We start from the raw sequence: 25,320 nt of genomic DNA on the forward strand, positions 1-25,320 counted from the left end.
GGTGACGCAAACGGATTTTTCGTTCAACGGTCGGACTTCGATCCCTTGCGGACCTTTCCGCCCTTTTCCACGATGGTGAACTTGCCGCCGGTCTTGGAGGCGAGATCATCCATGGCATCGATCGCTTCCTTCTGTGGCACCATCATGTTGACGGTGTTGATCTTGACGTTCTTTGCCTTCGCCTTGGCGACCAGGCCGCGGACCAGGCGATCCATGTCACGGTTCTCCATCGCACCGTCGGTCATGAAGAAGATCTGCTCCGGTGGCGGCTCCATGTTGATGGCGATCTCAAGAGGGGCTTCCCAGTCGGTGCCACCGATGAGCTCTTGGTTCTTGATCAGGCTGACCATCTTCTTTTTCTCGGTGTCACCGGCGTCCAGCCAGTCCACCTTCATGTAAGGCTTCTCGGAGGTCCATTCCCAGGAACTCTTGGAACTCCACTTGTATTCCTTGCCCTTGTGCTTGACCACGTTGTTGACCACCTCATCCCCCGGGACCCAAACCGGACCGGAGAAGAAGATGACGGCGAACTTGGTCTTGTCCGGAAGGGCCTTCACGGAACGGGTGAGTTCCTCCTTCATCAGGATATCCCGGCCATCCGCACGCATGGAGATGGAAAGGTCGATGACGTAGGCGACACGCTGGGCGCGCATCTCAAGGCCGAAGAAAACGGGAGGGGCGCCCTTCGCCATGCCATCCCCCATGCCGGAACCGAAACCGGTGCCGATGCCGCTGCCCTGGCCACCGCCGGAACCGCTGCCGCCGAGACCCTGCATGCCGCCGGCACCGAGGGCACCGAGCTTGCTCATGCTGGAGTTCATCTCCGGGTCAGGCAGGGTGAAGTTGCTGACCGCATCCTTCGCAGCCACACGGGAGACGTTGGTCTTCACCATCTGGGACTGCTTCTTCTGCTGGTTCTTGTTGGCGTTCGGATTGCCACCACCACCGCTCGGCTTGAAATCCACCACCTTCTCCGGTGGCGGCGGGATGACGGCGAAAATCCAGTAAAGGGCGATCACAAGCAGGATCGCGTGCACGACTATGGAGATCGTCAACGATCCCCCACCGAGGCGGCGCCAGTAGGAGAGTTTGGGTTTGCTGAGAATCGGCTCGGTTGTCAGAGGCTGTTCCATGGTGTTGAGGGGTTTTTAGGGATTGTCAAAAGTTGGAACGCGGGGCACCAGCTTTTCTTAGAGAAATTTCCAAAAAAGTCACAAAGGTTTTTTCCGCGGCAGCGTTTTACCGGAATTTCCATCAAAAGAGCGTCGCCCGCGGGGGCATTATTCCAACAAATCAGGCATAACCCGGAAAATTCCCCAAGCGGAGACCGGGTGCCTGACAAATCCTGCCGAACCGGCGGAAATGAACGGCAGCCACGGATTGACGCCCGCCACCCGCCCCGTCACGCTGGCGCTCTATGAGCGGAACACCGGTCGTCGGAATCATCATGGGCAGCACCTCGGACTGGCCCACCCTGGAACACGCCGCACGCACGCTGCGGGACTTCGGCGTGCCATGGGAGGCCGAAGTCGTGAGCGCGCACCGTACTCCGGACAAGCTGGTTTCCTACGCGGAAGCCGCCCGCGGCCGCGGCCTGAAATGCATCATCGCCGGTGCCGGCGGAGCCGCCCACCTGCCGGGGATGACCGCCGCCATCACGGACCTGCCGGTGCTGGGCGTTCCGGTGGAGTCGAAGACCCTGCACGGCGTGGACTCCCTGCTCTCCATCGTCCAGATGCCGGCTGGTATCCCGACCGCCACCTTCGCCATCGGCAAGGCGGGTTCCATCAACGCCGCGCTTTTCGCCGTGGCAATCCTGGCGAACGAAGACGCCGCGCTGGCGGAAAAGCTGGCCGCCTTCCGCAAGAACCAGAGCGACACGGTGAAAGCCGCGACGCTCCCCGCTCTCGACTGAGCCTCCCCTTTTTCTCTCCATGTCTTCCCTTCCCATCCATCCTCCCGGTTGCATCGTCGGCGTGATCGGCGGCGGCCAGCTCGGACGCATGCTTGCCCTCGCCGCCCGCCGCATGGGTGTCCGCACCCTGATCTGGACCGGCGGCCTGGAAGCCCCTGCCGTGGAGGTGGCGGATGAGGTCATCGACGCTCCCTTCGATGATGCCGCCGCACTGGAGCGCTTCTGCAGGACCGCCACGGTCGCCACGGTGGAGTTCGAGAACATCCCCCGCGCCACCCTCGAAACCGTCGCGGCGGGCATCCCCCTGTACCCGTCCCCCGCCGCCATCTCCACCTGCCAGAACCGGGAACGCGAAAAGAATTTCCTGCGCCAGCACGGCATCCCCTGCACCTGGTTCGCCGTGGTGGGCGGCGCGGAGGAACTGGCCGCGGCCATGCAGGAACTCGGTGGTCCGGGCGTGCTGAAAACGGCGGATTTCGGTTACGACGGCAAGGGCCAGATCAAGCTGGACGGCACGGAGGATCCGGAAACCGTGTGGGCGAAGTTCGATGCTCCCCGCGCGGTACTGGAAGCCTTTGTCCCCTTCGAGCGGGAGCTTTCCGTGATGGTCGCCCGCGGGGCGGATGGCCAGGTGGTCACCTATGACCCCGCGGAGAACCGCCACCGCCACCATATCCTGGACGTCTCCATCGTCCCCGCGCGGACCACTCCGGCGGTATCGCTGGAGGCATCCGCCATCGCCCGCCGCATCGCGGAGGCGCTGGACTACCGGGGTATCCTGGGAGTCGAATTTTTCCTAAAGGAAGATGGATCGCTGTTGGTGAACGAAATGGCACCACGCCCCCACAACTCCGGCCACCATACGCTGGACGCCTGCGCCACCTCCCAGTTCGAGCAACAATTGCGGGCCGTGCTCGGCCTGCCGCTGGGTTCGCCCCGCCTGCTCAGTCCTGTCGTGATGCTCAACCTGCTGGGCGACTTCTGGCCGGACGAAACGACCCCTCCGGACTGGCTTCCGCTGTTCCAGGACGGCGAAGCCTTCCTCCATCTTTACGGCAAACGCCGGGCCATCGGCCGCAGAAAGATGGGACACGCGAATTTCCTCGGACCTGAGGCGCTTGAACGTGCGGAGAGGATGAAGGAATACTGGCTGGGGTAGCGAGGAACGCAGTGGGAGCGGACCGCTGGAATTCATTCCGCCCCGAGAATCCAGCCAGCGAAGCCAAACGGAATGAAGTCCGCGGTCCCAGTGCGCCGGTAAAACCCATGCGGACTGAAGTCCGCGCTCCGTTCAGAGCAACGCGGCGGACAGCGCCGTGAACTCTTCATCCGCAATGACCGGCCTTGCGCTTTCGCGCCAGCCTGCCGGAGGCTCCGGCAACTTCACCCAGCTACGGCAACCGCCGTATTTCGGCTCGTAGGCGAATTCCCATGGTTTCGCCAGCTCGCGCACGCGCACGAGGGCCACATGGATGCTCCCGGAGGCCATACCCTTCCCCTCCCAGTCGAAACGGTCGCGGACGGTCTTCTCCGAATAGATGTGGAACGGCTCAAGCGCCTTCACCTTCTCCCACTCAGTGAGTGTGACAGCCCACTCCGCTTCCGCGTGGTGGGTGATGCGGATGATGTCGCCGGGCTGCCATTCCGGAGCGACCTCGACATGGCCCTCGCGGACGTGGTCCCCGATGGCGTGGAAGCGCGTGGGGAAAAGGAAGAACGATTCGTGGGCGAAGGAAAATCCCGCGCGTCCTTCATGGATGCCGCCCTTGCGCAGCAGGATGGACTGCCGGCCGCTGGCAAGCGCGTCACAGACGACCTGCCATTCCTTGAAACTGATGATGTCGCTCATGATGGGAAAGAATCGGATGGAGCGCGGACTTCAGTCCGCCCCGGAGAATCCCGCCAGCGAAAGCAAACGGAATGAATTCCGCGGTACCAGTGACCGGCGGCTTCCTGCCCTCACCCCAGATCGTCCGCGGTGACGGAGGTCTGCTCCCGGGCACCCAGGATGCGTGCCTGGCGGATGACCTGTTCCGCCGTGGTGTCAAAGCGGAAGCTATGGCAGTTCGGGCAAAGGGCCGCACCAGCTCCGACGATGGAATCGCAGCCCTCGCACACCTTGTAGGCGGAGGGATTCGCGGCGATCTTCGCGGCGGTTTCCGCCCGCGATGGCGGTGGTGTGGGATTTGCAGCCATTCTATGAAAAAAGCGGCACCGGGGAGCCGGTCCGCTTAATTTTCGAGTTTCCGGAGGACCGAACGATCAGGCGATCGCGGCAATGACCTTGGCGGTCTTGCTCTTGATGTTGGCGGCCTTGTTCGGGTGGATCAGGTTGCGCTTGGCGGCCTTGTCCACGTAGGAGGAGAGAACGGTGCTGGCCTTGGCGGCGCCTTCCTTGTCACCAGCGGCAACGGCAGCAAGCACGGCCTTGCGGGCGGTCTTGAAGCGGCTCTTTTCAGCACGGTTGCGCTCGGTGCGCACGATGGTCTGACGTGCGCGCTTGATGGAAGATTTATGGTTGGCCATGGTCGTTTGTCAAAAAGTAGTGAGCCGGAAACGGCGGGGCGGGGAAATTATAAATTTTTAAGGAGGTGTCAAGCTCGTGTTTTGCGATGGGCGGAGGTTTCATCAAACGCCATCGTCAATGGTGCCGCCACGGGCGACATAGCCCTGCTGTTCCTTGGTAGCTCCCAGCGTGCCCCGGATCACACGGACCTCGGCACCGGCACCCACACGGTTGTAGAGATCGATGACATCCTTCCCGCCCATCCGGATGCAACCGTAGGAGGCAGGCGTCCCCAGGCGGTTCTCCTCCGGAGTGCCGTGGATGTAGATGTAGCGCCGGTAGGCATTGAAATTCCCGATTTCCGTACCATGGAGCCAGAGGATGCGGCTGACGATGGGGTCCCGGCCGGGAGCATTCGGGCGGAGCACCTCGCCGGTGGGGCGGCGGCTCTTGAAAACGGTCCCGGCAACCGCATTGCCGCCGATCTTCTTGGCGATCCGCATGGTACCCAGCGGGGTGCAGTTGCTCCCCGGCTTGTCACCGATCCCGAACTTGGAGGTGGAGATCTTGTAGGACTTCACCGGCTTTCCATCCCTCACCAGCAGCATTTTCTGATCGCGCACACTGACGATCATCTTGTTGCGGTTGTCCTTGTTCACCGAGCCGCAGCTGGTGAAACCGACCGCAGCCGCGAGACAGGCGACGGAGAGGAGGAACTTGCGGGAAAGACTCAAGATCATGGGTGCGTCAGGGATCTTTGCGGGTGACAGTCTCAGGAGCGGAACGCGCCGACGGGGACGGCAGCATCCGGGCGAAGGAGGCGAAGGAAGTGTAGAAGAAGCCGACCGGGAAGGGCAGGAGCAGGACCGCGGACACGTAGCGCTGGCCCATAATGGCATCCACCACCACGAACAGGAAGAACGAACCGAACAGGAACTCCACGAACGGAGTGAGGCTCTTGATGGCCTTGTAACTGCTCTTTTTCCAGTCCGCCCTGCGCTGGGCGGTTTCGCCGATGCCGTACTTCGGCGTGCGGACGAAGGCCGTCTCATGGTTGAACAGGGCCTCGATCACGGCCTTGGCGTTGTTGATGGACATGCCGATGCCCAAGGCGAGCAGCAGCGGAAGATACGGAAGCTCCTTCCACCAGGTGCCGGGGCGGAGCGCCCGCTGCGCGGTGATGTAGAACACGATGACCGAAACGGAGGCGAAGAAGAAGATCGGCACGTTGACGATCCACTTCGTGTAGGCGCCGAAGTCCGGCTGGTGCTGGTTCGGGTAGATGAGGAAGCAGAGGATGATGAGCAGGAGGTAGGCGAAGTTCGAGGTGAGGTGCGCGGTCGCCTCCATTTTGATGAACAGCGGCACCTTGCTCTTCCAGATGGCCGGCAGGACTTTCTTGCAGACCTGGATGGAACCCTTCGTCCAGCGGTGCTGCTGGCTCTTGAAGCCGTCCATGTCGACGGGAAGTTCAGCGGGGGTCTCGACATCGTTGAGGAAAATGAAACGCCAGCCCTTCAACTGGGCACGGTAGCTGAGGTCCATGTCCTCGGTGAGGGTGTCATGCTCCCAGCCGCCGGCGTCCGCGATGCAGGATTTGCGCCAGATGCCGCCGGTGCCGTTGAAAGTGAAGAAACGGCCGCTGCGGTTGCGGGCGGTCTGCTCCAGTTCCAGGTGGCCGTCCAGGAACATCGCCTGGATGCGGGTCAACACGTTGTAGGTGCGGTTCAGGTGCCCCCAGCGGGTCTGGATCATGCCGATGTTGTCATCGGTGAAAAAGTGGATGGTCCGCTTCAGCACGTCCGCGTTCGGCACGAAGTCCGCGTCCAGGATGAAAAGATACTCGCCCTTGGCGAATTTGGTGCCGTTCTCAAGCGCTCCGGCCTTGAAGCCGGTGCGGTCCGTGCGGTGGATGTGCTCCGCGTCGAAGCCCTTGGCTTTCAGCCGCTCGATGCCAGCCCGGCAGATCTCCACGGTGCTGTCCGTGGAGTCATCCAGCAACTGGATCTGCATCTTGTCCTGCGGGTAGTCCAGCGCGGCGACGGAGTCCAGCAGGCGGTCCACCACGTGCATCTCGTTGAAGACCGGGAGCTGGATGGTCACCAGCGGCAGATCCGCGAACATCTCCTTCGGCTGCGGGCGCTTGCGGTTGTGCTTCAGGTAGAGGAACACGATGGCAAGACGGTGGGAGCCGAAGCCGGCGAGGCCGATCAGCACCAGAACGTAGGAGATATACCAGAGCGGAGAGGAAAGATCCATGGATGGAAGAGGGATGGCTGTTGTCTCGGAAACGGGCCGGACCCATACGGGACAGGGTTGCGGATCGTTTCAAAAACATCGAAACGCCTGAAGATCAGACGCCGACAGCCGGAGGCAAGCAGAAAGCCCCCCCACCGTCAAGCCGGAACGGAGGGCGGTCCGGCGCGCCGGGAAACCCTCGCAGCCACGGCGGTCCGTGGCTGCTCCGGCACCTCCCCCGGGCATCAATCCCGGCGGCCTCCGAGGGCCATCATCAGGAAGTAGGCGAGCTGGGCCAGCGAGCCGACCGCTGCCGCCACGTAGGTCATGGCCGCCCAGAACAGCGCGTTCTTCGCTTTCTCATGCTCCATGCTTGCGGCCAGGCCGCTGCTTTCCAGCCAGACCAGGGCCCGGCGGCTGGCGTCGAACTCCACAGGCAGGGTGACCACGGAGAAGAGCGTTGTGACCGCGAAGAGGCCCACCCAGATCCAGATGGTGGTCGGTCCGAGCGCGAACATCCCGAAAAGGCTGAGGATCATCAGCCAGTTGAGGAGCTTCGAGGAAAAGCTGACGGCGGGCACCATCTTCGAGCGGAAGGTGAGCCAGTGGTAGGCCTGCTGGTGCTGGACCGCGTGGCCGCATTCGTGGGCGGCGACGGCGGCGGCCGCCACGCTGTTCATCCCATAGACGGACTCGCTCAGATTCACCGTCTTGCTGACCGGGTCATAGTGGTCAGTGAGCTGTCCGGGGGTGCTGATCACCTTCACGTCGGTGATGCCGTTCTGGCGGAGCATCGCTTCGGCCACCTGTGCCCCCGTGTAGCGGATGGGGATCTGGGAGTATTCGTTGAAGCGGCGCTTCAGCGTGCTGCTCACCAACATGCTGACGAGAAAGGTCGCACCGATGATCACCCAGTAGGTCATCGAAATGCCCATGGGGGCCATCTGCGCGAGGAAAATGACATCGGAATTCATATGCCTCCCATTCTACGGACAAGCAGGCCGCACGCAACCGGATGATCGTTGGAAAATCCCGCCTTGTTTCCACACCATCACGAACCGAAGTTCCCGGAGAGACTCCACCTGACACCCCTCATGCTACCTAAACTCTACATCAAGCCCGGCTGCCCATGGTGCGACGAAGTCGTGGACCACCTCCACCGCAAGGGCATCGAGGTCGAAACCATCGTCGTCTCCGGCAACCGCGGGGCGATGCAGGAAATGGTGGACCTCTCCGGCCAGACCAAAGCCCCGACCATGGACTGGAACGGCGAGGTGCTCGCGGACTTCGGAGTGGACGAGCTGATCCCGTTCCTGAAAAAGCGCGGCCTCTGATCCGACCGCTCACTCCCAGGAGCGGGTGGGCGCAGGCTCCCCGCCATCCACCGGCTGCCAGCGCAGGCCGTGCGTCCTTTTGTCCAGCGACAAGCAGACGGCCAGCACAACCACCGCCTCCACCACCAGGAAGGGCAGGAAGTATCCCAGGGCCCGTGCGCCTGCCGCCAATCCTCCCAGCGCGAAGACGCTCAGGCTGGCGAAAAACACGACCAGCCCCCGTTTCGCGCTCCGGGATTCTTCCGCCGGCTCGGAGAGTGGCGCACCTTTCATCGCGAAACCGCCGATCCTTGAATAGGCCGGCAGGGCGATGATGCCGGGCAGCAGGAAATAAAGCATACGCACATCCCCCAGGATCAGGAATGCGGCCGACGCCTGCACCAGCACCGCCGGGAGGGTGAGGAAAAGATCGACCGCCTTTCTCGCGCCGATGAGCAGCGGCCCCGGACCATGGGTCGGTGTGACCAAGAACACATCCGCGGCCTGCCAGTTCTGGGAGAACCGCAACAGGCCCATGGCCGTCATTGGCAGCAGCGCCACGTATGCGCCGAAGAGCATCAGCATCTGCCCGCTGCCATCTTCCGTCCCGGAACCAGCCCCGATGAACAGGAAAACGACCGGCAGGACTGCCAGCGGCGCCACCCCGGGATAGAGCCGCAGCTTCACCTCACGGTCGCGGAGCATGTAGGCCCCCACCAGCAGGAATCCACCGCGCTCCAGAGGGTCACGCAACCACAGGGAGAACGGCGGCAGCGAGGCCAGCCGCTGCAGCAGGCGGGGCCTGCCACCCGCTCCCGCAGGCTTCACGGAGGCCTCCCCGAGAGTGCGCAGCCCGCTGCCGTAGCTGGCCGCCAGCTTCCCGAACGCCAGCGCCAGCGTGGTCCCGGTCACCACCAGCCCCGCTGCGGCCAGTGCCCATGAGCCAGGCGTGCCGCCCCCCATCAACAACTCATCCAAACCCGCGAACCAGGCGGGAGGCAGCACCGCCAGCCACCAGGTGTCTCCGGTGAGCCGGACTTCCTCCGGGAGATACCGGAGCAGGTGGGGGACGATCTGCCCGCCGAGGATCAGCAGCATGGTCATCATCACCTGGAAAAAGGTCATCAGCCCGTCCAGACGTTCACGCCCGAACCACCGCAGGCAGAGCTGGTAGATGAGCACCACCGATCCCGTGCAGAACAATGCGGAAAGCCACACGGAAGCAACATGCGCCGGGACGAAGATCAAGCCTGTCCATCCTCCGAAACAGGCCGCGACCAACGGCGCGAGGTTGAAGGCGAGGGCAAGCCACAGGGAAACCTGGCACAGCACCCTCACCTTCGCCCACAGCATGGCGCGCGGACTGACGGGCCGGTGCAGCAGGATCTCCGCCTCCTCCTTGTTGAACAGCACCTCCCCCGCCGAGGAAGCGACGAACATGCCGATGAAGAACATGGCCGCCCCATGGAGGTAGAGGGAGACGCTGAAAACCGGCTGCTCCAGCATGAACAGGCTGAAGCAGCCCGCCGCCGCATAGAACAGCAGGGTCAGCCACAGCTTCCCGGCGACCGACCGCGGCCCGCGGTCCTTCAGCCCACGCGAGGACCTGCCCCTCAGGAACAGGGTCAGGTAAAGGTTCCGCAGCACCTTCGACTGCGCGGCACTGGAAGGAAGCTCACTCACTGGCGGAAGGTTTTCGCGAAGTCCTCCGCCCTCCGCTCCAGGTCCTCCCCGCCCGTCAGACGGGTGAACAGACGCTCCAGCGAGGACGCCCCATGCAGGCGGACCAGCGCTTCCGGCTCCCCGTCCACCACCACCTGCCCTTTGTCGATGATGATCACCCGGTCACACACCCGCTCCACCACATCCAGGATATGGGAGCTGTAGACGATGGTCCTGCCCTCCCGCGCCAAGGTCTGGATCAAAGCCTTGAATCCCACCGCCGCGTTCGCGTCCAGACCGTCGAGCGGCTCGTCGAAGAAAACGACCTGCGGGTTGTGCAGCAGGGCCGCGGTGATCACCACCTTCCGGCGCATGCCCTTCGAGTAGGCACCCAGCAGCTTGTCCGTCAGCACGTCGAAACCGAGGTCGAAAAACGCGAGGAACTGCCGGATCCTCTCCCGGGCCGCTTCCATGGGTATGCCGTAGAGCGCCGCGATCATTTCCAAGTATTCCAAGCCTGTCAGCGACTCGAACACCGCGCCGGAGTCCGGCACGAAACCCACCCGCTTCTTGATTTCCATCCCGTCACGGTTCAGGTCGAAGCCGCAGATCGTGGCCGTGCCGGAGGTCGGCTCCAGCATCCCCGTCAGCATCTTCAACGTGGTGGATTTCCCCGCTCCATTCGGCCCCAGCAACCCGACGATCTGGCCCGCGGGTATCTCCAGCGTCAGTCCGTCCACGGCTTTCTGGGGGCCGAAGTGCTTCGTCAGCGCGTGCAGTGAGATCATCCGTTCTTTTTATCTGCACGGGATGCCCCCGCAGGGCGATCCAAAAAGAGCGGCCCTGTGGCTTGAAAGGTCACGCGCCGCGCGACGTTCTATCTTCATTGCAGCCCCGTGCTCCAATGCATTAAGTGTGATCCACCATCCTATGAAATCCATCCTCCTCCTCGCCCTTGCGGCGACCGCCGCCACCGCCGCCGAAAAGCAACTTTTCAACGGCAAGGACCTCACCGGCTGGGCAGGCAATCCCGCCCTCTGGTCCGTGAAAGACGGCGCCATCGTCGGAAAGACCACCGCCGAGAACCCGGCCAAGGGAAACACCTTCCTCATCTGGAAGGACGGCGAGGTGGCGGACTTCACCCTCACCGCGCAATACCGGATGACGCCGGGCGACGACAAGAAATACACCAACAGCGGCATCCAGTACCGCAGCAAGGTGGTGGATGAGGCGAACTTCGTCGCAGCGGGCTATCAGGCGGACTTCGAATACGGCGACAAATACAGCGGCATCCTCTATGAGGAAAAGGGCCGCGGCATCCTGGCCCAGCGCGGGCAAAAGGTCACCCTCACCCAGAGCGCGGACCCGAAGAAGCCGACCATCACCGTGACCGGGGAGACCGGCAACAGCGATGAGATCCAGGCGGCGATCAACAAGGACGGCTGGAACGAATACAAGATCATCGCCAAGGGCGGCCACCTCCAGCACTACATCAACGGAAAACTCACCGTGGATGTGACGGACGAAACCGCCGAAGGCGCGAAGAGCGGCATCATCGCCCTCCAGCTCCACGCCGGCCCGCCGATGCAGGTCGAGTTCAAGGACATCATCCTGGACGCGGAGTGATACCCCTCCCCATCGCTTGAACTTTCCGGCCGCCCTTGGATCAAGGGCGGCCTTTTTCGTAGTAGGCCCGGATGACCTCCTCCGGCAGCGCCTCATTCAGCAGCGCGAATTCATCCACCCGCCCCACCAGGTTCAACCGTCCCTGCATGGGATCGTTGGACTCAACCACGGAGTTCCCGATCTGCGCGGCGCCGATGATGATGGGGATGGGATGGAGCAAGGGATGGCTGGTCACCTTTTCCCCATCCATGAAATGCTCCAGCACGGCGCGGCGGGAATCATAGACGGTCGCCACATGGATCCACTCACCCAGACGACCGTCGAGCAACGGAGGGGACACGGCGACGTCCCACGCGGTTTTCTCCGTCGTGTCCGGCCTCAGAAAGTCGTTGATGGCCGTGTTGAAACCGAACCTCAGGCGTCCCAGCGAGTCGAACTGCCAGTGGGGGGTTCCCACCACCACACGGTCCGCCCGCAGCAGGACGTTGAAGCCGTTCGGCAACCGGTCCACCCTCACCCATGCCATGAGGGTCAGTGATTGGTACTCCCCCGGAGCGACAAAACGCACCCGGTCCGTGGAGCGCGAGAAATTGCAGGCCCCCTTCCCCACCCATCGCCCACCCACCCATTCCGCCCCGACGATGGTCCCTTCCGTCCCGGCGGCGGCATGGGCGGCGGTGTTCGCCACGACCGTGCTCCTGCCGGAGTCCGGTTTCAGAAATGGAAAATGGATGACGACATCCTGACGGGCGGAGAACTCCCGCGCAGCCACCTCCCACTCCCGGAGCCTGCGCGCCTGCTCATGATCGGCTTCACCGGCCAGTTCACGCGTTCCTTGGAAAAGCGCCGGTTCCGCCGGGAAGAAACTCCAGTCACGCCCGCTCAGGCTGACGGCGCTGCCACCGCGGATTTCCTTGAACTCGGAGGGGGCGTCACTCTTCGCCACATCCACCTTCCCATCGAGCACGTGGAGGGTGGGAGCATGGCCGGCGGCACCGGTCATCCCGAATTCGGTCCCCCGGTCCACGGCGATCAACTCTCCGGACTCGACGGTGAATCCTTCCGCCGCAGGGGGGGCGAACACGTGGATGTTGCCGCTGTGCAGCCTCGCGTGCATCTCCGTGACCAGCTCCACCTCGGACGGGGCCCGGATGGTCATCTGCGCTCCGCTGAGGAAATCGATCCGCACATTCCCCTTCACCAGCCTGAGCAGGCCGGGGGACAACGGTGCCCCCGGGGCCGGGGTGCCACCCACCCACCCGGCATCCGCCGACAGGGCCAGCACCGCGACAGGGGCGGATGTGGGTTTGGATGGGGTCGCGGCTCGGGGCGGGGAGGGTTGGCCGGTCCCGGCGGTGACCGCGGGTCCGGGCCTGCTTCCCAGCCAGAGGACGGCGGCGACCGAGGCCGCTGCGGCGGCAATACCCGCACTCCAGTTCCTGATCCGCCTTCTCCTCCCGGAGATGGCGCGGTTGACCGTCGCATCCACCATGCCGGTGGCGACGTTCCCGAGCGCCCACTCGCGCGCGGCGGCGTGAAGGTGGACACGCTCCCAGAAATCCCGCCGGGCCTGTTCCGAAGACATCAGGACCAGTTCCAGTTCCTCCCGCTCGGCAGGTTCCAATGTCTGGTCGATGTAGGCATCGACCAGTTGTTTGAGGCGTGCTTCGTCAAACATGATCAGGCGGATTCGGTGTCAGGGAGATGGCCCTCCGCGGCAAGCTTCAGATGGACGCAATCCCGCAGCAGGTTGCGGGCCCGGGAGAGCGCGACTTTCACCGCCCCCACCGACCAGTTCATTTGTTTGGAAATCGCCGCCGGAAGCAGCGCCTGCTCGTAGCGCAGTCCCATGATTTTCCGCGCCTGGGGGGCGAGCCGGCCGAGACATTCCTCGAAATATCTCACCTTGTGCTCGAAATCATCCGCCACGGGTTCCACGGCGTGGAGCGTCTCCAGCACCGAGTCCGACAGCGTCTCAAAGGGCAGGATGGATTTCCTCCGCATCTCCATCGCCTTGAACCGGGCGATGGAACAGATCCACGCGGTGAAGTTGCTCCCCGGAACGAAGTCCCCCGCCTTGCGCAGCATGGTGAGGAAAGTCTCCTGCACCACGTCATCCACCTTGTCGAAATCCGGCAGGATGGCGAGCGCCGCCACCCGGACCAACGGCTGGTGTTTCACGAACAGGACCTGCACCAGTTCCAACTGGGCTGCCGGATCCGGCGGGGGTGAGGGGTCTTCATTCATCGGGTGGGCCATAGGCAAATGATCCGGCGGCGGCGTTAGTTAGCAGGCCCATCCCGGAAAACCCGGCATGCGTCCGGACTTTCACTGCTAACTCCTGCGGCGGGACCGACATTAATGGTCATGACTCCTTCCGGCAAAACCCATCTGTTGTCTTCCTTCATCGCTCTGGCGCTCATTCCTGCGGCCCTCACCAGTCCGCTCCAGGGGGCGGTGGTCTACGGCGAGTCCTTCACCAATGCGGATTCGACGGATGACCCGATCAGCACCGCAGGCTGGGTCGCCTACAGGGGAGCAAACGCCACCGCCATGACAGGCTCCGGAGTCGGCACCATCTACATCCCCGGAGGAGCCGGGAATGGCAATCCGCAGGTTCCCGGCTTCCTCGCACTCAACGCGCTGTCCAACGGAAGCTACGCCACCTTCGAAGCCGGCCTGAACATCAACCCGGCGAACGGCGCCCTCAACATCAGTTGGCAGCACCATGCCAGCCTCACCGGCAACGCCGAAACCCGCCTTCTCCTCCGGGTGGGCAGCCAATGGGTGGCGACCACCCAGACCTTCACTCCCGTGGCCACCGGAGGACTGACCGACTTCAACAACATCAACAACGCGGGAGCCTTCACCCGCTCCTTCGCCTACACGACGCTCGCCAGCTCATGGTTTGACGTGAACATCGCCCCTGGTGACGAGCTGTCCATCAGCGGCATCGCCCGCACCACGGACCTTGAGGATTCCCCCATCACCGCCATCGGCTTCTACTACGTCGCGACCGGATCGGTCTCGACCCGTATCGACAATCTGGTGGTGGATCAGGTTCCCGAGCCGCACCTGACAGCCCTGTTGCTTGCGGGCGGACTTGGCGCCCTCACACGCCGCAGGCGCGGGGCGCATTCCTGAGGGCGGTGATGCCGTGGCAGGCCTCCTCATTTCTTGTAGGTGACCCGGTAGAGGCGGCCATTGCTTTCCTCGGAAAACAGCAGGCTTCCATCAGGAAGGAAGATCACCCCCACGGGACGACCCCAGGTCTTCGGTCCTTCCGGATCGGTGAGGAAGCCCTTGATGAAATCCTCATAGTGCCCTGCGGGTTTGCCATCCGCAAAGGGCACGAAGACGATCTTGTATCCCGTCCCCTTGTTGCGGTTCCAACTGCCGCGGAAGGCGACGAACGCACCGTTCCGGTATTTCTCCGGAAACATCTCCCCGCGGGGGAATGCCAGGCCCAGCGCGGCGGAGTGGGACTCGAACAACAGGTCCGGCGTCAGGGTTTTGGCAGCAAGCTCAGGTTGCTCGCTCTTTCCGTCCTTCACCCGGCGCGGATCGAGATTCTCCGGGGCGAGATAGGTATAGGGCCAGCCATAGAAGCCGCCTTCCTTCACCCCGGTCAGGTAGTCCGGCACGAGGCCATCGCCCAGCTTGTCCCGCTCGTTCACGGTGGTGAACAGTTCATTGGTCTGCGGATGGAAAGCCAGCCCGACGGGATTTCTCAGTCCATGGGCGAAGACAGTCCGCTGGGAGCCATCCGGTTTCATCCTCAGCACACTGGCCCGTGGCAGCTCCTCCGGGTCCACATTCGACTCGGAACCCACGGAAACGTAGACCCAGCCGCCATCCGGGCTGGCCACCACATTGCGCGTCCAGTGCTGGTTGTAGCCCTTTCCCGGGAGCTTGGTGATTTCCGTTCCCTCACCTTCCAGCTTCAACTGGCCGCTTTTCCAAGGGTATCTGCGGACGGCGTCCGTGTTCCCCACCAGAAAATGGCCGTCCACGAAGGCCATGCCAAGAGGCATGTTCAGTCGGTTGCCTTTGTCAGCGAAGGTCTCGTTCTTGTCCGGCTTGCCATCGCCATCCGTGTCACGGAGCAAGGAGATCCGGTCGCCCTTTCCGTGGGCCAGCAGCAGATCCCCATCCGGGGTCAGGGCGAGCCAGCGCGCGTCGGACACATTCTCCGCATAAAGCTCCACCGTGAAGCCCTCCGGGGCCTGGAGCACCGCCTTTTCCGGGACGCCCAGCACCTCCGGCCTCTTGGTCACGCTTTCCTTTTCATTCGGCGCAGGCAGCTCGGCGACATTGACCTGGATCGGCTCAGGGGTGAATGCCTCCGTCACCAGTTCTCCTTTCAAGGCGGCTACGGAGAACAGGGACAGGGTGATGCAGGCGGTGCCGGTGAATTTCATGCGGAAAGCTCCAGCTTGCACCGTACCACACCTCCTCCGTGCCTCCCCTGCCCCCTCCCGCCTAGGTTCGGGCCCTTCCACGAAAAGGGTCGCCGGGCCGTGCGCCCATGCAGGATGCATCAGGTGGGAGAGATGTGCATCTTTCCCACCCATTCCCGCAACATGACGCCAACGGAGGGTGAAAGATACCGAACTCCGGAAAATTTCTCTTTCCAAGCAAACGGGTTGTGGAGCGCTGCGGTTCCTCCAGCGGTATTGGCACGCCAACCGCTGCGAGTGAACTGCCCGGAGCCTCTCCGGAATTCATTTTTCCCAACCCGGACGGTTATCCCTGAAAACGCCGTCCCTTACATCTCCCGTGGTTAGCGGATGGTCCGCGGCGGGTCGCAGCGCACTGCAATGTGCGCTGGGCCTGCCGCGGCAACCGTGCGGAGAGTCCTTATGGAGAAACCAGGGTCGCCCTCAGGCGGAGGAAGCGCTTGGGATCACCCGGGACGATGGCCAGGGAGGATTTCACCACCCGCGTCAACGTATCTTCCTGGAGCGTTTCGTTCTGGATCCCATCCGTCACCCACGGAACGGAACCATCCAGCGCGGTGGACCACTCCGCCCGCAAGGTCACATCCGCCGGAACCTTCGACTGCCGGTAGATCACCGAAATCACACCCTCTTCCCTGTTCAGGGTGTAGGCGCCGCCCTGTTCCGCCGAAACGGGATCCCGGTCGAGCGCATATTCCACCAAGTTCGGAACTCCATCACCATCGCTGTCGCCGCCCACTCCCGCCGCCATGCCAGGAAAGGAACCCGTCCATTGGCTGTAACTGTTCGCGAACACCCGCAGGGTGAATGCCTGCGCCACGGATTCCTCATCCTTGTTGAACCGCTCGATGATGATGGGGTAGTTCCCCACCGCCGCACTGGAAGAGATGGTTCCCGACAAACGGCCGGTATCCGCATTGAGGGTGAGTCCGGCAGGGAGGATCTGGCTTCCCCCGAGCCGGTACTTCGGAATCTCAATCAGATCCTGGTTTTTCAAACGGTTGATGAAATCCCGGTTATCATCCGAATTCGGCAATCCCGGGGAGGCATTGGTCACTGATGGCAGGCTCCATTTCTCCGCCAGATTCGCATCCGCCTCAAGGCCGCCGAGATAACGGGCGGACCTGGAGATGAGAAGTCGCTCCAATGCCGGTGCTCCCTGGGGAACCGCCGGGGTGTTTGGCAAAGGTTTCCCGGTACCGAAAGTAATGCGATGGATGTCCCCAGCTCCATCTTGCAGCACCACCGTATCATCCTCTCCTATCCCGAACAAAGCTCCGTTTGGGTCTTCGAAATACTGGGAAGTCACGACCTGCCGGTCCGTGTGGGGAAGCACCAGCGCGTCCGCCGACATGTTTGCATTGTCCGGCAGCACCAGCCAAGGATCCTTGTTGGTTCCCTTGTAGATCACGATGAGTTTCCCCGCCGGAACATTCCTCCACAGCGGGATATCTTTGAACGTGAAGGATTTCGACGCATTCCCCAGCCGCAAACCGACCAGAGACCCGGACTTGAGAACCAGCAACTCCACCCATTCCTGGTTTCCATTGTCCCCTTGGCTCACCTCATTGATGATCACCTGGCGGTTGACCGGTTCCTCCACGCCACGGATGACCAGACCGCTGTCATGCTGCACGGCGGAACCCACTTTGGCGAAGAGCGGAGGCCGGTTCACCACATTCACGACCGGAGATTCGAATGGAATGCCCACATTGACCCCATCTGACGGAGTGACGATACAACGCCAGAGTTTTCCCACGTTGGCCGCATCCGCCGCCAATACCGCCGTGGTCTTGCCGCTCTGGTTGGTGTAGGTGCGGTCGTCGGTGCTGGATTGCCACTGGTAGGTGTAGGAAATCGGGGTGCCTTCCGGATCGGTGGCATTGACGGCGGTGACCACCACCTCCGTATCCGGGTAGCCATACCCGACATCGGACAGCGTGACGGAATGGATCACCGGAGGTTGGTTCTGGAGGAAAATCTGGACGGAGGGGGAAGTGCCCGTCTCACCTTCCAGATCCGTTGCCCTTGCGATCAAAGTATGGGGTCCGTCCGCAGGTGAAACGGTGAATTCGTATGGAGGCGCGGTAGCCACACCGACGGGGAGGCCATCCATCAACAGTTCCACCTGGGCCACCGCCCCCGGCGCGCCGGTCACCGTCAGGTCGGTGGCGGTGACGGTCACGGGCACCACGGATCCCGGGGAAAACGGCTGCCCGGCGGTGGGGGAGGTGATCTGGACGACCGGCGCCGGATTCATCGCCCCCGTGGAGACCCCATGGAACTCCAGGGTGACGGCCCCGAGCGTGCCGCCGGAAGCATTCCCACTGCCACCGTCCATTACTTCCAGCGTCCAGTCTCCGCCGGTGAATTCACCCCAGTGCCTGACGGTGCTGAAAGTCCACGAGGTTGACCCGGGTATCTTGTCATCCTTGAGATTCGGATTCGGATCATTATGGACTTCCGACAACCGGCTCTTCATCCCACTTGGAGAGGTCAGGGTTATGGCAAGATCCCCCCGCGCACTGTGGGTGGCTGCCACGGTGACTGTCACCGCTTCGATCCGGTGGGTGTCCCCGCTCACCGGGAACGTCCGGGTCACCGATCCTCCCTCAGGGATGGCACTGCTGTTTGTGCTGTAGATGCTCCGCTTCGACCGGGAGGCCAGGTTCTGCCAGGTGGCCGCCAGTTCCACCGCGGAGCCTGCATTCACCAGTCCTGCTCCGAATTTGTGATTGAAGGAAAGACCCGCTGCATTTGTCTGCCAGTCGGAGTCGGACGGCTGGACCTTGGTCGCGCTGCGGATGAGGATTTCCTGCACATCCCGCCAACCGAGGGCCGGGTTCCTCTGCAACATCAGCGCAACCACGCCCGAAACGACCGGCGTGGCGGAGGAGGTTCCCCCGAAGGAACTGTCTCCGGAAAGCGTGGTGTAGTTGCCATTGATGCCGGAGGCGGTGTTCCAACCCGCCGCCCCGGTCCGGTCCGTGGTGACAATCCCGAGACCACCGATACCGTCCGAGGGGGCGACCACCAGCAGATTCGCGCCGGACTCGCTGTAGTCCGACTGCATGCCATTGCTGTCGATGGCACCGACCGCGATCGTCTCGATCCGGTTCGCGTATCCGTCGTAGTTCGAATTGTCCCCATTTCCCCGGCCGTTGCCTCCCGCCCACACGAAGATCGTTCCTTTCCCATCCCGGCCGCCCGCCACCGCATTCTGCATGGCCGCGACGGTCAGGGGTTGCGGACCTTCCAACAGCTTGCCCGTATCCTGCGGCCCCCAACTGTTGTTCTTCACATGGATGAGGTCGTTCTTCCATGCCATCGCCTCCGCTTCCTGCTGGTCCGTGACGCTGGCGGAAATCAGCCGCATCCCCACAATGACTGATTCAGGCGCGATGCCCGCCACCCCCAGGCCATTATTGGCCAGGGCCGCAGCGACTCCCGCGCACGCCGTCCCGTGGATGTCCGTCGGCAATGACGGACTGGCGTCGAAGTCATTCGCGTTCCAGTCATAATCGTTGATGGTGTCGATGTTGAAGACCAGATCCGGGTGATCCAGTTGGACGCCGTCATCCACGATGCCGATGGCGACACCAGCTCCCCGGTGGCCGATTTCCGCCGCCCCGTATTTCCAGACGCCCTCCACGTTGATGTGGGTGATGCTGGGGCTGGTGGTGCCATTCTTGAGATACCACTGGTCCCCGATCAGGGGGTCATTCGGCAGGGCGCGCCTGAACCGTTGCCTTGCAACCAGCACATCCGCCGATGCCACTTCCGTGGACGACCGGACTCCTTCGATGGCCGCCAGCGCGGCAAGAGGGTCCGCCGCCTCCATGATGGTCCATCCCGGCGCGTAGGCGGGACGCTCGGACACCTCCAGGCGGTTGGCTCCCGCCACCTTCCCTCCGTCCGCATCCGGCAGTTTCACCCGCAGCTTGCTGGTGATGATGGCACGGGTGCCCCCGTTCCTCTCCCCGTTCTCCGGATAGGCCACCGGAAGAACCTCCCCCATGGCCGAGAGTTCCGTCATCCGCGAACGGATGGATGCCGGAGTCGCCGGAGGATCCAGCTTCACGAAAGTCTCCATCCCGGTGCCGTCACGCACGCACACCTCGTCCATCGCCACCTTTAGGGCGGGTCCGTCCACCATGGCCAGCATCAGGGGCCGGTCCTGCCTCACCGGCTCGATCGGGGTCGTGGAAATTTTGCGCCGGGTTTCATCCGGACTCCCGGACCGGGCGGTCTCCGGGGAATGCTGGACAAGCCAGAAGACTCCGAGTCCCAGACATGCGGCCCCTGCCGCGAGGGCATGGCTCTTTCGGAAAGATGATCTCATAGAGGGTTTTCGGAAGGCACTCTACACTCCCACGTTGGATTTACAAAAGCTTTACTTTTGCATTGCAAATCACACTAATCCGTCCTTCCGCGCCTGCTTCCAATACGCATACTCGGAACGGTTGAAGTCGATGTATTCCGGAGACAAGTCGCTGGAATACATGGTGTAGTCGGCATCCCCCTGGTTCAGGGAAATGAGGATCTCGAACTCCTTCTCCGCCACCGCCGCCCGCAGCTCGTCCATGGGTGTGGCTGCCTGGAGACCGCCGGCGCAGGCCAACTTCCCACCGATATTGATGTCGATCAGCTCCTCGCGGATCCTCGCCCGGGAATAACCCACCGCATGCAGGATGCGACCCCAATTCGGGTCGCCGCCGTTCCAGGAGGACTTCACCAGCGCGGATTTGCAGACGGCTTCCGCCACCTTTTTCGCATCCAGATAGGTGCGCGCGCCCTGGACCTTCACAGTCACGAACTTGGTGACCCGCTCCCCGTCCCGCACCACGGCCTTCGCCAGTTCCAGCATCACCCACTTCAGCGCGGCCCGGAACTGCTTGCAGCGGGCATCATTCCGGCGGAAGGACGGCGCTCCGGAGGCACCGTTCGCCAGCACCAGCACCGTGTCATTGGTGCTCATGTCACCATCGATGGTGATCCGGTTGAAACTTTCCTCCACGCACTCCAGCACCGCCTTGCGCAGTTCGTCGCTCTTCACGTGGGCGTCCGTGGTGATGAAGCACAGCATGGTCGCCATGCTGGGGGAAATCATGCCCGCACCCTTCACACAGCCACCGATCCGCACGCGGTGCTCTCCCAGGTCGAAGGAAATGGCCACCTCCTTCGCGTGGGTGTCGCTGGTGATGATGGCAGCAGCCACATCCGCGCCGTTCTTCGCGCCCAGCCCCTTGACCAGCGCGTCGTATTTCGGCTCCACCCGCACCATCGGCATCGGCAGGCCGATCACCCCGGTGGAGGCGACGCCGATTTCCGCCCGCTTCAGCCCCAGCGGCTTCGCCACCGCGTCGCACATCGCGTTGGCATCCGTGATACCCTGCACGCCGGTGCAGGCGTTCGCATTTCCGGAGTTGGCGATGATGGCGCGCAGCTCGCCCTTGCGAAGATGGGCTTGGGAAACCTTCACCGGCGCGGCCTTCACCCGGTTGGTGGTGAAGGTGCCTGCGGAAGCACACGGCTTTTCCGAATAGACCAGCGCCAGATCCAGACGTTCCGCCGCCGGGTTCTTGATGCCACAGCTCACCGCGCTGGTGAGGAAGCCCTGAGGCGCGCCGACGCCACCCTTGATGCGGGAAAATGGGAAGTCCATGACAGAGGGAATGGGAAAGGGGACAGATGGAGACAGATCCTAGAAATTTTGCAATCCGGCAGTCTCCTCCAGGCCAAACATGAGGTTGAAGCTCTGCACCGCCTGGCCGCCCGCACCCTTGCCGAGGTTGTCCTCCGCGCTCAGCAGCAGCACCCGGCCCGTTCGTGGGTCGTGGTTCCAGCCGATGTCCACGTAGTTCGTCCGCGTGACATTCTTCGTGTCCGGGCAGCCGCCCTTTCCTAACAGGCGCACGAACGGCTTTCCGGCGTAGGCTTTTTCCAAAGCCGCGCCGACCGCTTCCGGTGACACGCCTTCCTTCAGCTTCGCCGTCGTGGTCGTGGCGATCCCCGCCGTCACCGGGATGAGGTGCGGGATGAAGGAAATGATCACCTTCTCCCCGGCGGCGATGGAGAGCTCCTGCTCGATCTCCGACAGGTGCCGGTGCTTCGGCACACCGTAGGCGCGCACGCTTTCGTTGCACTCCACGAACAGCAGGGTCAGGTCCGCCTTCTTTCCGGCACCGCTCACTCCGCTCATCGAGTTCGCCACGATGGTCGTGTGATCGACCAGCCCCTCCCGCAGCAGCGGCAGCAGCGGCAGGATGATGCTCGTCGGGTAGCAGCCGGGAGAGGCCACCAGCTTCGCCGCGGAAATCCGGTCCGCCCGCACCTCCGGCAGGCCATACACCGCCTGCTCCAGCAGATCCGGAGCGGGGTGCTCATGGTCGTAGAACTCCTGATAGACCGCCGCATCACTCAGGCGGAAATCCGCGCTCAGGTCGATCACCCGCACGTTCCGCTCCAGCAGGGCGCGGGCGATCTCCGCCGCCACCCCGTGGGGCAGCGCCAGGAAGGCCACCTCCGCACCCGTCGCGGCGATCCCGTCCGCGTCCGGAGCCATGAACGCCAGATCCGCCCCCGGAGCACCCCGGAACCGTGGAAACACGGCACCGATCGGCTTTCCGGCCTCCGCCCTCGACGTGGCGGCCACCAACTCGACAGCCGGATGGCCCAGCAGCAGACGCAGCAGTTCCATGCCGGTGTAGCCGCTTGCCCCCACGATCGCCGTCTTGATGCGTTTCATGCATTCCGCCATCGCATGATTTTCCGGGCTTGCCAACCCGCAATTCGCCTGCTTCTTTGCCGGTCCGTTCACGTGACGGGCTATGGCGCAGTCTGGTAGCGCGCTTGCCTGGGGGGCAAGAGGCCGTGGGTTCGAATCCCGCTAGCCCGACCATCACACCTAAGTGAAGGTCACTCACCGAACATCCTGCCCATGTGTGACACCCCATCCGCCAAAGTCGGGCTAGTGGGATGAGAACCCTGCGAAGCACAGCGGAGCCGGTTCGAAAGCCTTCGGATGCTCGCAGCATCCTCAGAAAAATCCCGGCGCCAGCCGCACCCCGCTTGGCCGGAGCGAAGCGCAGGCAATCCCGCCAGCCCGGCGTTTTCGGTTTCCGTGCAAGCCGGGGATCGTCATATCCTTTCTTACCGTGCAAATCCCACAGGAAACGATCGAGCGGATATTGGCTTCAACGAACATCGTCCAACTGATCAGCCCCCTCATCCCCTTGGAGCGGATCGGCACCGCATTCAAAGCGAAGTGCCCGTTCCACCATGAGGAAATGCCTTCGTTCACCGTCAGTCCGACGCGACAGACCTTCCACTGCTTCGGCTGCGGGAGGTATGGCAACGCCATCGGTTTCATCATGGAATACGAAAATCTGTCGTTCGAGGACGCCATCAAGAAGCTGGCGGCGGGAGCGAACCTATCCATGATGGAGGCATCCGATCTCCCCAGTCATCCGGGAAATATGACCGCCCCCTTCCACATCCGCCCGCTGCGCCCCGACGAATGGGATGAAGTCGCCCGCCTCATCCACCACTCCACCAATTCCTGGTATCGGAAGAACCTGAACCGGGAGATCTTCGGGCCGGATCCCCTCGCCTGCCGCGTCTTTCCGGAGATCTACGAAGCGCTCGATCCCGGCTGCTGCCTGGTGGCGGAAGACGCCACCGGGAAGCTCGTCGGGTCCTGCTTCTACCACCCGCGGGAGACGCACTGGGCGCTGGGGATCATGAACGCCACGCCGGAGTCCCGCGGCGCGGCAAATGCCCTGCTCAAGGAGATCATCCGGCTCGCGGACAACGCGGGCCTGCCGCTGCGCCTGGTTTCCAGCGCGTGCAACCTCGATTCCTTCTCCCTCTACTCGAAGGCGGGCTTCGTCCCGGTCCGGATCTATCAGGACATGATCCTCTCCGTCCCGGAAATCGGACTTGATCCAGCCACCGAACCCACGCGTGTGCGACGCGTCCGCCCCGCGACCATGGATGATCTCCCGGCCATCGTCGCGCTCGAGGAGGAAATCTCCGGCATCCGCCGGGAAAAGGATCATCGCTTTTTCCTCGAAAACCGTCACGGAGTCTGGACCACGCTGGTGATCGAGAGACCGGAGGGGCTGGATGGCTTCCTCACCTCCATCGCCCACCCCGGCTCGCGGATGCTCGGTCCCGGCGTTTCACGGGACACGGAGACGGCGCTCGCCCTGCTCTGGTCACAGCTCGACCGGGCGCACCGTGGATCCACCCCGGTGTGGCTGGCTCCCGCGGATGCCACGGAGCTGGTCCACGCGTGCTATCGATGGGGCGCGAAAAACTGTGAGCTGCACCTCGCCCAGACACGCGGCGGCAGCCAGCGGCACTCCGGCATCATCTTCCCCACCTTCATGCCGGAGACGGCGTGAGATCCCGCCTTTCGGGGCAGACCAGGCCAGAGGAATTCTGATACCACTGATTTCACTGATTTAACTGATTTCAGAGAGGCGGATGTGATCTCCGGGCCGACACGTGCGGAGGATTCCATGCATTCCGAATCAGTAAATCAGTGAAATCAGTGGTCATCCTCCTCCATTTCGGAAATTCCGCCTTGCACAATCCGATATTTTCAGTAATTTCTGAAAACAGATGAACGACGAGCCGGTCAGACTGAAAAAAGCCCGCGACGAATTCGTCGCCCAATGGGGCGCGCTCGGCACCCAATGGGGCATCAACCGGACCATGGCCCAGATCCACGCGCTGCTCATCACCGCCCCGGCCCCCCTCTCGACCGATGAGGTGATGGAGGACCTCCAGATCAGCCGCGGCAACGCCCACACCAACCTGAAGGAGCTGGTAGCCTGGGGACTGATCCGCACCGTCCTGCGCAAGGGCGAACGGCGTGAATTCTTCGAAGCGGAAAAGGATGTCTGGCAGATGTTCATCATCATCGCCCGCGAGCGGAAGCGCCGGGAGATCGAGCCGGCGGTGAACATTCTCCACAAATGCGCCGAGGAAAGCCGCGGCATCAAGACCCCGGAAGGTAAGGCCTTCCATGAGCAGATGCGGCAGTTGGAAGAGTTCGTCGGCTTCGCGTCCAAGATGGCGGACCGCGTGTCCTCCATGAAGCATGGCTTCGCCATCCAGATGGCAACCAAGCTCCTCGGCTAAAAAAATTTGCCCACTACTTTCACTATTTCCTGAAACAACCAAAATTACCGAATACCATGAACCCCACCGTCCTCACCTACGCGCTCTACCTGGCCATCGCCCTGCCGCTCACCGTATGGGTGGCGAGGAACCTTTTCCACAATGGCCGGGTCTTCCTGGTCGATTGCTTCCACGGCAACGAACCACTGGCGGACAGCGTGAACCGCCTGCTGGTGGTCGGCTTCTACCTGATCAACTTCGGCTTTGTGACGCTCTACCTGAAGCTGGCGGAGGAAGTGGTCGCCGCACGCGGCATCTTCGAGGCGCTGAGCGCGAAGCTGGGCGTGGTGCTGCTGGTGCTGGGCGGCATGCACTTCTTCAACCTGCTGGTCTTCACCCGCATGAGGAAACGCGCCGCATGGGACCAAGCACCGCCTCCGTTCCCTGCGGGTGGGAAGTTGTGAACCGCAT

The 25,320-nt window shown here is 62.9% G+C and carries 23 protein-coding genes and 1 tRNA gene; 9 read left to right on the plus strand and 15 right to left on the minus strand.

Going from position 1 to position 25,320, the window contains the following annotated elements; translation table 11 throughout:
* Positions 1 to 23 precede the first annotated feature (23 nt).
* Positions 24 to 1,133: a VWA domain-containing protein gene (locus KF712_05765; protein ID MBX3740477.1), complete on the minus strand. Its 1,110-nt coding sequence runs from the start codon at positions 1,131 to 1,133 to the stop codon at positions 24 to 26.
* 284 nt (positions 1,134 to 1,417) lie between these two features.
* Here KF712_05765 and purE point away from each other — a divergent pair, with 284 nt between their 5' ends.
* Entirely contained in the window at positions 1,418 to 1,915 is a 498-nt protein-coding gene (gene purE / locus KF712_05770; GenBank protein ID MBX3740478.1) for a 5-(carboxyamino)imidazole ribonucleotide mutase, read from the plus strand.
* Between the two features lie 19 nt (positions 1,916 to 1,934).
* Complete coding sequence (locus KF712_05775; GenBank protein ID MBX3740479.1) at positions 1,935 to 3,074, plus strand: 5-(carboxyamino)imidazole ribonucleotide synthase; 1,140 nt, start codon at positions 1,935 to 1,937, stop codon at positions 3,072 to 3,074.
* Between the two features lie 132 nt (positions 3,075 to 3,206).
* Here KF712_05775 and KF712_05780 read toward each other — a convergent pair whose 3' ends face one another.
* The 6 genes from KF712_05780 to KF712_05805 form a co-directional block, all read right to left on the minus strand.
* The gene (locus KF712_05780) at positions 3,207 to 3,764 is read right to left on the minus strand and encodes a DUF1802 family protein (protein ID MBX3740480.1); all 558 of its coding nucleotides are present in this window, start codon (positions 3,762 to 3,764) and stop codon (positions 3,207 to 3,209) included.
* A 110-nt stretch (positions 3,765 to 3,874) separates the two neighbouring features.
* Positions 3,875 to 4,111 (minus strand): hypothetical protein, encoded by a 237-nt coding sequence (locus KF712_05785; GenBank protein ID MBX3740481.1) that lies wholly within the window; start codon positions 4,109 to 4,111, stop codon positions 3,875 to 3,877.
* Positions 4,112 to 4,177: 66 nt separating this feature from the next.
* A complete protein-coding gene (gene rpsT, locus KF712_05790; protein ID MBX3740482.1) occupies positions 4,178 to 4,441 on the minus strand; it encodes a 30S ribosomal protein S20 in 264 nt (87 codons plus the stop codon).
* A 102-nt stretch (positions 4,442 to 4,543) separates the two neighbouring features.
* Complete coding sequence (locus tag KF712_05795; protein ID MBX3740483.1) at positions 4,544 to 5,056, minus strand: L,D-transpeptidase; 513 nt, start codon at positions 5,054 to 5,056, stop codon at positions 4,544 to 4,546.
* Between the two features lie 112 nt (positions 5,057 to 5,168).
* A complete protein-coding gene (locus KF712_05800) occupies positions 5,169 to 6,680 on the minus strand; it encodes a glycosyltransferase family 2 protein (protein MBX3740484.1) in 1,512 nt (503 codons plus the stop codon).
* Between the two features lie 224 nt (positions 6,681 to 6,904).
* On the minus strand, positions 6,905 to 7,633 hold the full coding sequence (locus tag KF712_05805) for a zinc metallopeptidase (protein MBX3740485.1): 729 nt from the start codon (positions 7,631 to 7,633) through the stop codon (positions 6,905 to 6,907).
* A 120-nt stretch (positions 7,634 to 7,753) separates the two neighbouring features.
* On the opposite strand from KF712_05805, the gene KF712_05810 reads away from it, so the two are divergent.
* Positions 7,754 to 7,993 carry a glutaredoxin family protein gene (locus KF712_05810; protein MBX3740486.1) on the plus strand — a complete coding sequence of 80 codons (240 nt, stop codon included), beginning with the start codon at positions 7,754 to 7,756 and terminating at the stop codon, positions 7,991 to 7,993.
* A gap of 9 nt (positions 7,994 to 8,002) precedes the next feature.
* Here the strand turns inward: KF712_05810 and KF712_05815 are convergent, their stop codons facing one another.
* Positions 8,003 to 9,655 carry a hypothetical protein gene (locus tag KF712_05815; GenBank protein MBX3740487.1) on the minus strand — a complete coding sequence of 551 codons (1,653 nt, stop codon included), beginning with the start codon at positions 9,653 to 9,655 and terminating at the stop codon, positions 8,003 to 8,005.
* The gene (locus KF712_05820) at positions 9,652 to 10,422 is read right to left on the minus strand and encodes an ABC transporter ATP-binding protein (protein MBX3740488.1); all 771 of its coding nucleotides are present in this window, start codon (positions 10,420 to 10,422) and stop codon (positions 9,652 to 9,654) included. The genes KF712_05815 and KF712_05820 overlap by 4 nt, the downstream gene beginning before the upstream one ends.
* 142 nt (positions 10,423 to 10,564) lie before the next feature.
* Here KF712_05820 and KF712_05825 point away from each other — a divergent pair, with 142 nt between their 5' ends.
* The gene (locus KF712_05825; protein ID MBX3740489.1) at positions 10,565 to 11,260 is read left to right on the plus strand and encodes a DUF1080 domain-containing protein; all 696 of its coding nucleotides are present in this window, start codon (positions 10,565 to 10,567) and stop codon (positions 11,258 to 11,260) included.
* Positions 11,261 to 11,300: 40 nt separating this feature from the next.
* Here the strand turns inward: KF712_05825 and KF712_05830 are convergent, their stop codons facing one another.
* Together KF712_05830 and KF712_05835 are read right to left on the minus strand one after the other, a co-directional pair.
* A complete protein-coding gene (locus KF712_05830) occupies positions 11,301 to 12,938 on the minus strand; it encodes a LamG domain-containing protein (protein ID MBX3740490.1) in 1,638 nt (545 codons plus the stop codon).
* Positions 12,939 to 12,940: 2 nt separating this feature from the next.
* Entirely contained in the window at positions 12,941 to 13,507 is a 567-nt protein-coding gene (locus tag KF712_05835) for a sigma-70 family RNA polymerase sigma factor (protein MBX3740491.1), read from the minus strand.
* A gap of 147 nt (positions 13,508 to 13,654) precedes the next feature.
* Between KF712_05835 and KF712_05840 the strand changes: the two genes are divergently transcribed.
* Entirely contained in the window at positions 13,655 to 14,404 is a 750-nt protein-coding gene (locus tag KF712_05840; GenBank protein ID MBX3740492.1) for a PEP-CTERM sorting domain-containing protein, read from the plus strand.
* Positions 14,405 to 14,430: 26 nt separating this feature from the next.
* Here the strand turns inward: KF712_05840 and KF712_05845 are convergent, their stop codons facing one another.
* The 4 genes from KF712_05845 to argC form a co-directional block, all read right to left on the minus strand.
* A complete protein-coding gene (locus tag KF712_05845; protein MBX3740493.1) occupies positions 14,431 to 15,681 on the minus strand; it encodes a sorbosone dehydrogenase family protein in 1,251 nt (416 codons plus the stop codon).
* Positions 15,682 to 16,120: 439 nt separating this feature from the next.
* Positions 16,121 to 20,062, minus strand: a complete 3,942-nt coding sequence (locus tag KF712_05850; GenBank protein ID MBX3740494.1) for a S8 family serine peptidase — start codon at positions 20,060 to 20,062, stop codon at positions 16,121 to 16,123.
* 69 nt (positions 20,063 to 20,131) lie between these two features.
* On the minus strand, positions 20,132 to 21,385 hold the full coding sequence (gene argJ, locus KF712_05855) for a bifunctional glutamate N-acetyltransferase/amino-acid acetyltransferase ArgJ (protein MBX3740495.1): 1,254 nt from the start codon (positions 21,383 to 21,385) through the stop codon (positions 20,132 to 20,134).
* A gap of 39 nt (positions 21,386 to 21,424) precedes the next feature.
* Entirely contained in the window at positions 21,425 to 22,468 is a 1,044-nt protein-coding gene (gene argC / locus KF712_05860) for an N-acetyl-gamma-glutamyl-phosphate reductase (GenBank protein MBX3740496.1), read from the minus strand.
* A 76-nt stretch (positions 22,469 to 22,544) separates the two neighbouring features.
* Here argC and KF712_05865 point away from each other — a divergent pair.
* The 4 genes from KF712_05865 to KF712_05880 all read left to right on the plus strand — a co-directional run bounded on the left by KF712_05865 (position 22,545) and on the right by KF712_05880 (position 25,313).
* Positions 22,545 to 22,621 (plus strand) — tRNA-Pro (locus tag KF712_05865).
* Between the two features lie 256 nt (positions 22,622 to 22,877).
* The gene (locus tag KF712_05870; GenBank protein ID MBX3740497.1) at positions 22,878 to 24,128 is read left to right on the plus strand and encodes a hypothetical protein; all 1,251 of its coding nucleotides are present in this window, start codon (positions 22,878 to 22,880) and stop codon (positions 24,126 to 24,128) included.
* A gap of 220 nt (positions 24,129 to 24,348) precedes the next feature.
* Complete coding sequence (locus KF712_05875; protein MBX3740498.1) at positions 24,349 to 24,870, plus strand: transcriptional regulator; 522 nt, start codon at positions 24,349 to 24,351, stop codon at positions 24,868 to 24,870.
* A gap of 56 nt (positions 24,871 to 24,926) precedes the next feature.
* Positions 24,927 to 25,313: a hypothetical protein gene (locus KF712_05880; GenBank protein MBX3740499.1), complete on the plus strand. Its 387-nt coding sequence runs from the start codon at positions 24,927 to 24,929 to the stop codon at positions 25,311 to 25,313.
* Positions 25,314 to 25,320: the final 7 nt, after the last annotated feature.

The organism is Akkermansiaceae bacterium (assembly GCA_019634595.1).
Classification (GTDB): Bacteria; Verrucomicrobiota; Verrucomicrobiia; order Verrucomicrobiales; family Akkermansiaceae; genus Luteolibacter.

Excerpts from the sequence above, each read along its gene's own strand:
- purE (MBX3740478.1), top strand. The coding sequence starts at position 1,418 with ATGAGCGGAACACCGGTCGTCGGAATCATCATGGGCAGCACCTCGGAC.
- argJ (MBX3740495.1), bottom strand. The coding sequence starts at position 21,385 with ATGGACTTCCCATTTTCCCGCATCAAGGGTGGCGTCGGCGCGCCTCAG.
- argC (MBX3740496.1), bottom strand. The coding sequence starts at position 22,468 with ATGAAACGCATCAAGACGGCGATCGTGGGGGCAAGCGGCTACACCGGC.
- KF712_05795 (MBX3740483.1), bottom strand. The coding sequence starts at position 5,056 with ATGATCGTCAGTGTGCGCGATCAGAAAATGCTGCTGGTGAGGGATGGA.
- KF712_05825 (MBX3740489.1), top strand. The coding sequence starts at position 10,565 with ATGAAATCCATCCTCCTCCTCGCCCTTGCGGCGACCGCCGCCACCGCC.
- KF712_05830 (MBX3740490.1), bottom strand. The coding sequence starts at position 12,938 with ATGTTTGACGAAGCACGCCTCAAACAACTGGTCGATGCCTACATCGAC.
- KF712_05780 (MBX3740480.1), bottom strand. The coding sequence starts at position 3,764 with ATGAGCGACATCATCAGTTTCAAGGAATGGCAGGTCGTCTGTGACGCG.
- KF712_05880 (MBX3740499.1), top strand. The coding sequence starts at position 24,927 with ATGAACCCCACCGTCCTCACCTACGCGCTCTACCTGGCCATCGCCCTG.
- KF712_05820 (MBX3740488.1), bottom strand. The coding sequence starts at position 10,422 with ATGATCTCACTGCACGCGCTGACGAAGCACTTCGGCCCCCAGAAAGCC.
- KF712_05810 (MBX3740486.1), top strand. The coding sequence starts at position 7,754 with ATGCTACCTAAACTCTACATCAAGCCCGGCTGCCCATGGTGCGACGAA.
- KF712_05835 (MBX3740491.1), bottom strand. The coding sequence starts at position 13,507 with ATGAATGAAGACCCCTCACCCCCGCCGGATCCGGCAGCCCAGTTGGAA.
- KF712_05850 (MBX3740494.1), bottom strand. The coding sequence starts at position 20,062 with ATGAGATCATCTTTCCGAAAGAGCCATGCCCTCGCGGCAGGGGCCGCA.
- KF712_05765 (MBX3740477.1), bottom strand. The coding sequence starts at position 1,133 with ATGGAACAGCCTCTGACAACCGAGCCGATTCTCAGCAAACCCAAACTC.
- KF712_05845 (MBX3740493.1), bottom strand. The coding sequence starts at position 15,681 with ATGAAATTCACCGGCACCGCCTGCATCACCCTGTCCCTGTTCTCCGTA.
- KF712_05805 (MBX3740485.1), bottom strand. The coding sequence starts at position 7,633 with ATGAATTCCGATGTCATTTTCCTCGCGCAGATGGCCCCCATGGGCATT.
- KF712_05875 (MBX3740498.1), top strand. The coding sequence starts at position 24,349 with ATGAACGACGAGCCGGTCAGACTGAAAAAAGCCCGCGACGAATTCGTC.
- KF712_05775 (MBX3740479.1), top strand. The coding sequence starts at position 1,935 with ATGTCTTCCCTTCCCATCCATCCTCCCGGTTGCATCGTCGGCGTGATC.
- KF712_05785 (MBX3740481.1), bottom strand. The coding sequence starts at position 4,111 with ATGGCTGCAAATCCCACACCACCGCCATCGCGGGCGGAAACCGCCGCG.
- KF712_05800 (MBX3740484.1), bottom strand. The coding sequence starts at position 6,680 with ATGGATCTTTCCTCTCCGCTCTGGTATATCTCCTACGTTCTGGTGCTG.
- rpsT (MBX3740482.1), bottom strand. The coding sequence starts at position 4,441 with ATGGCCAACCATAAATCTTCCATCAAGCGCGCACGTCAGACCATCGTG.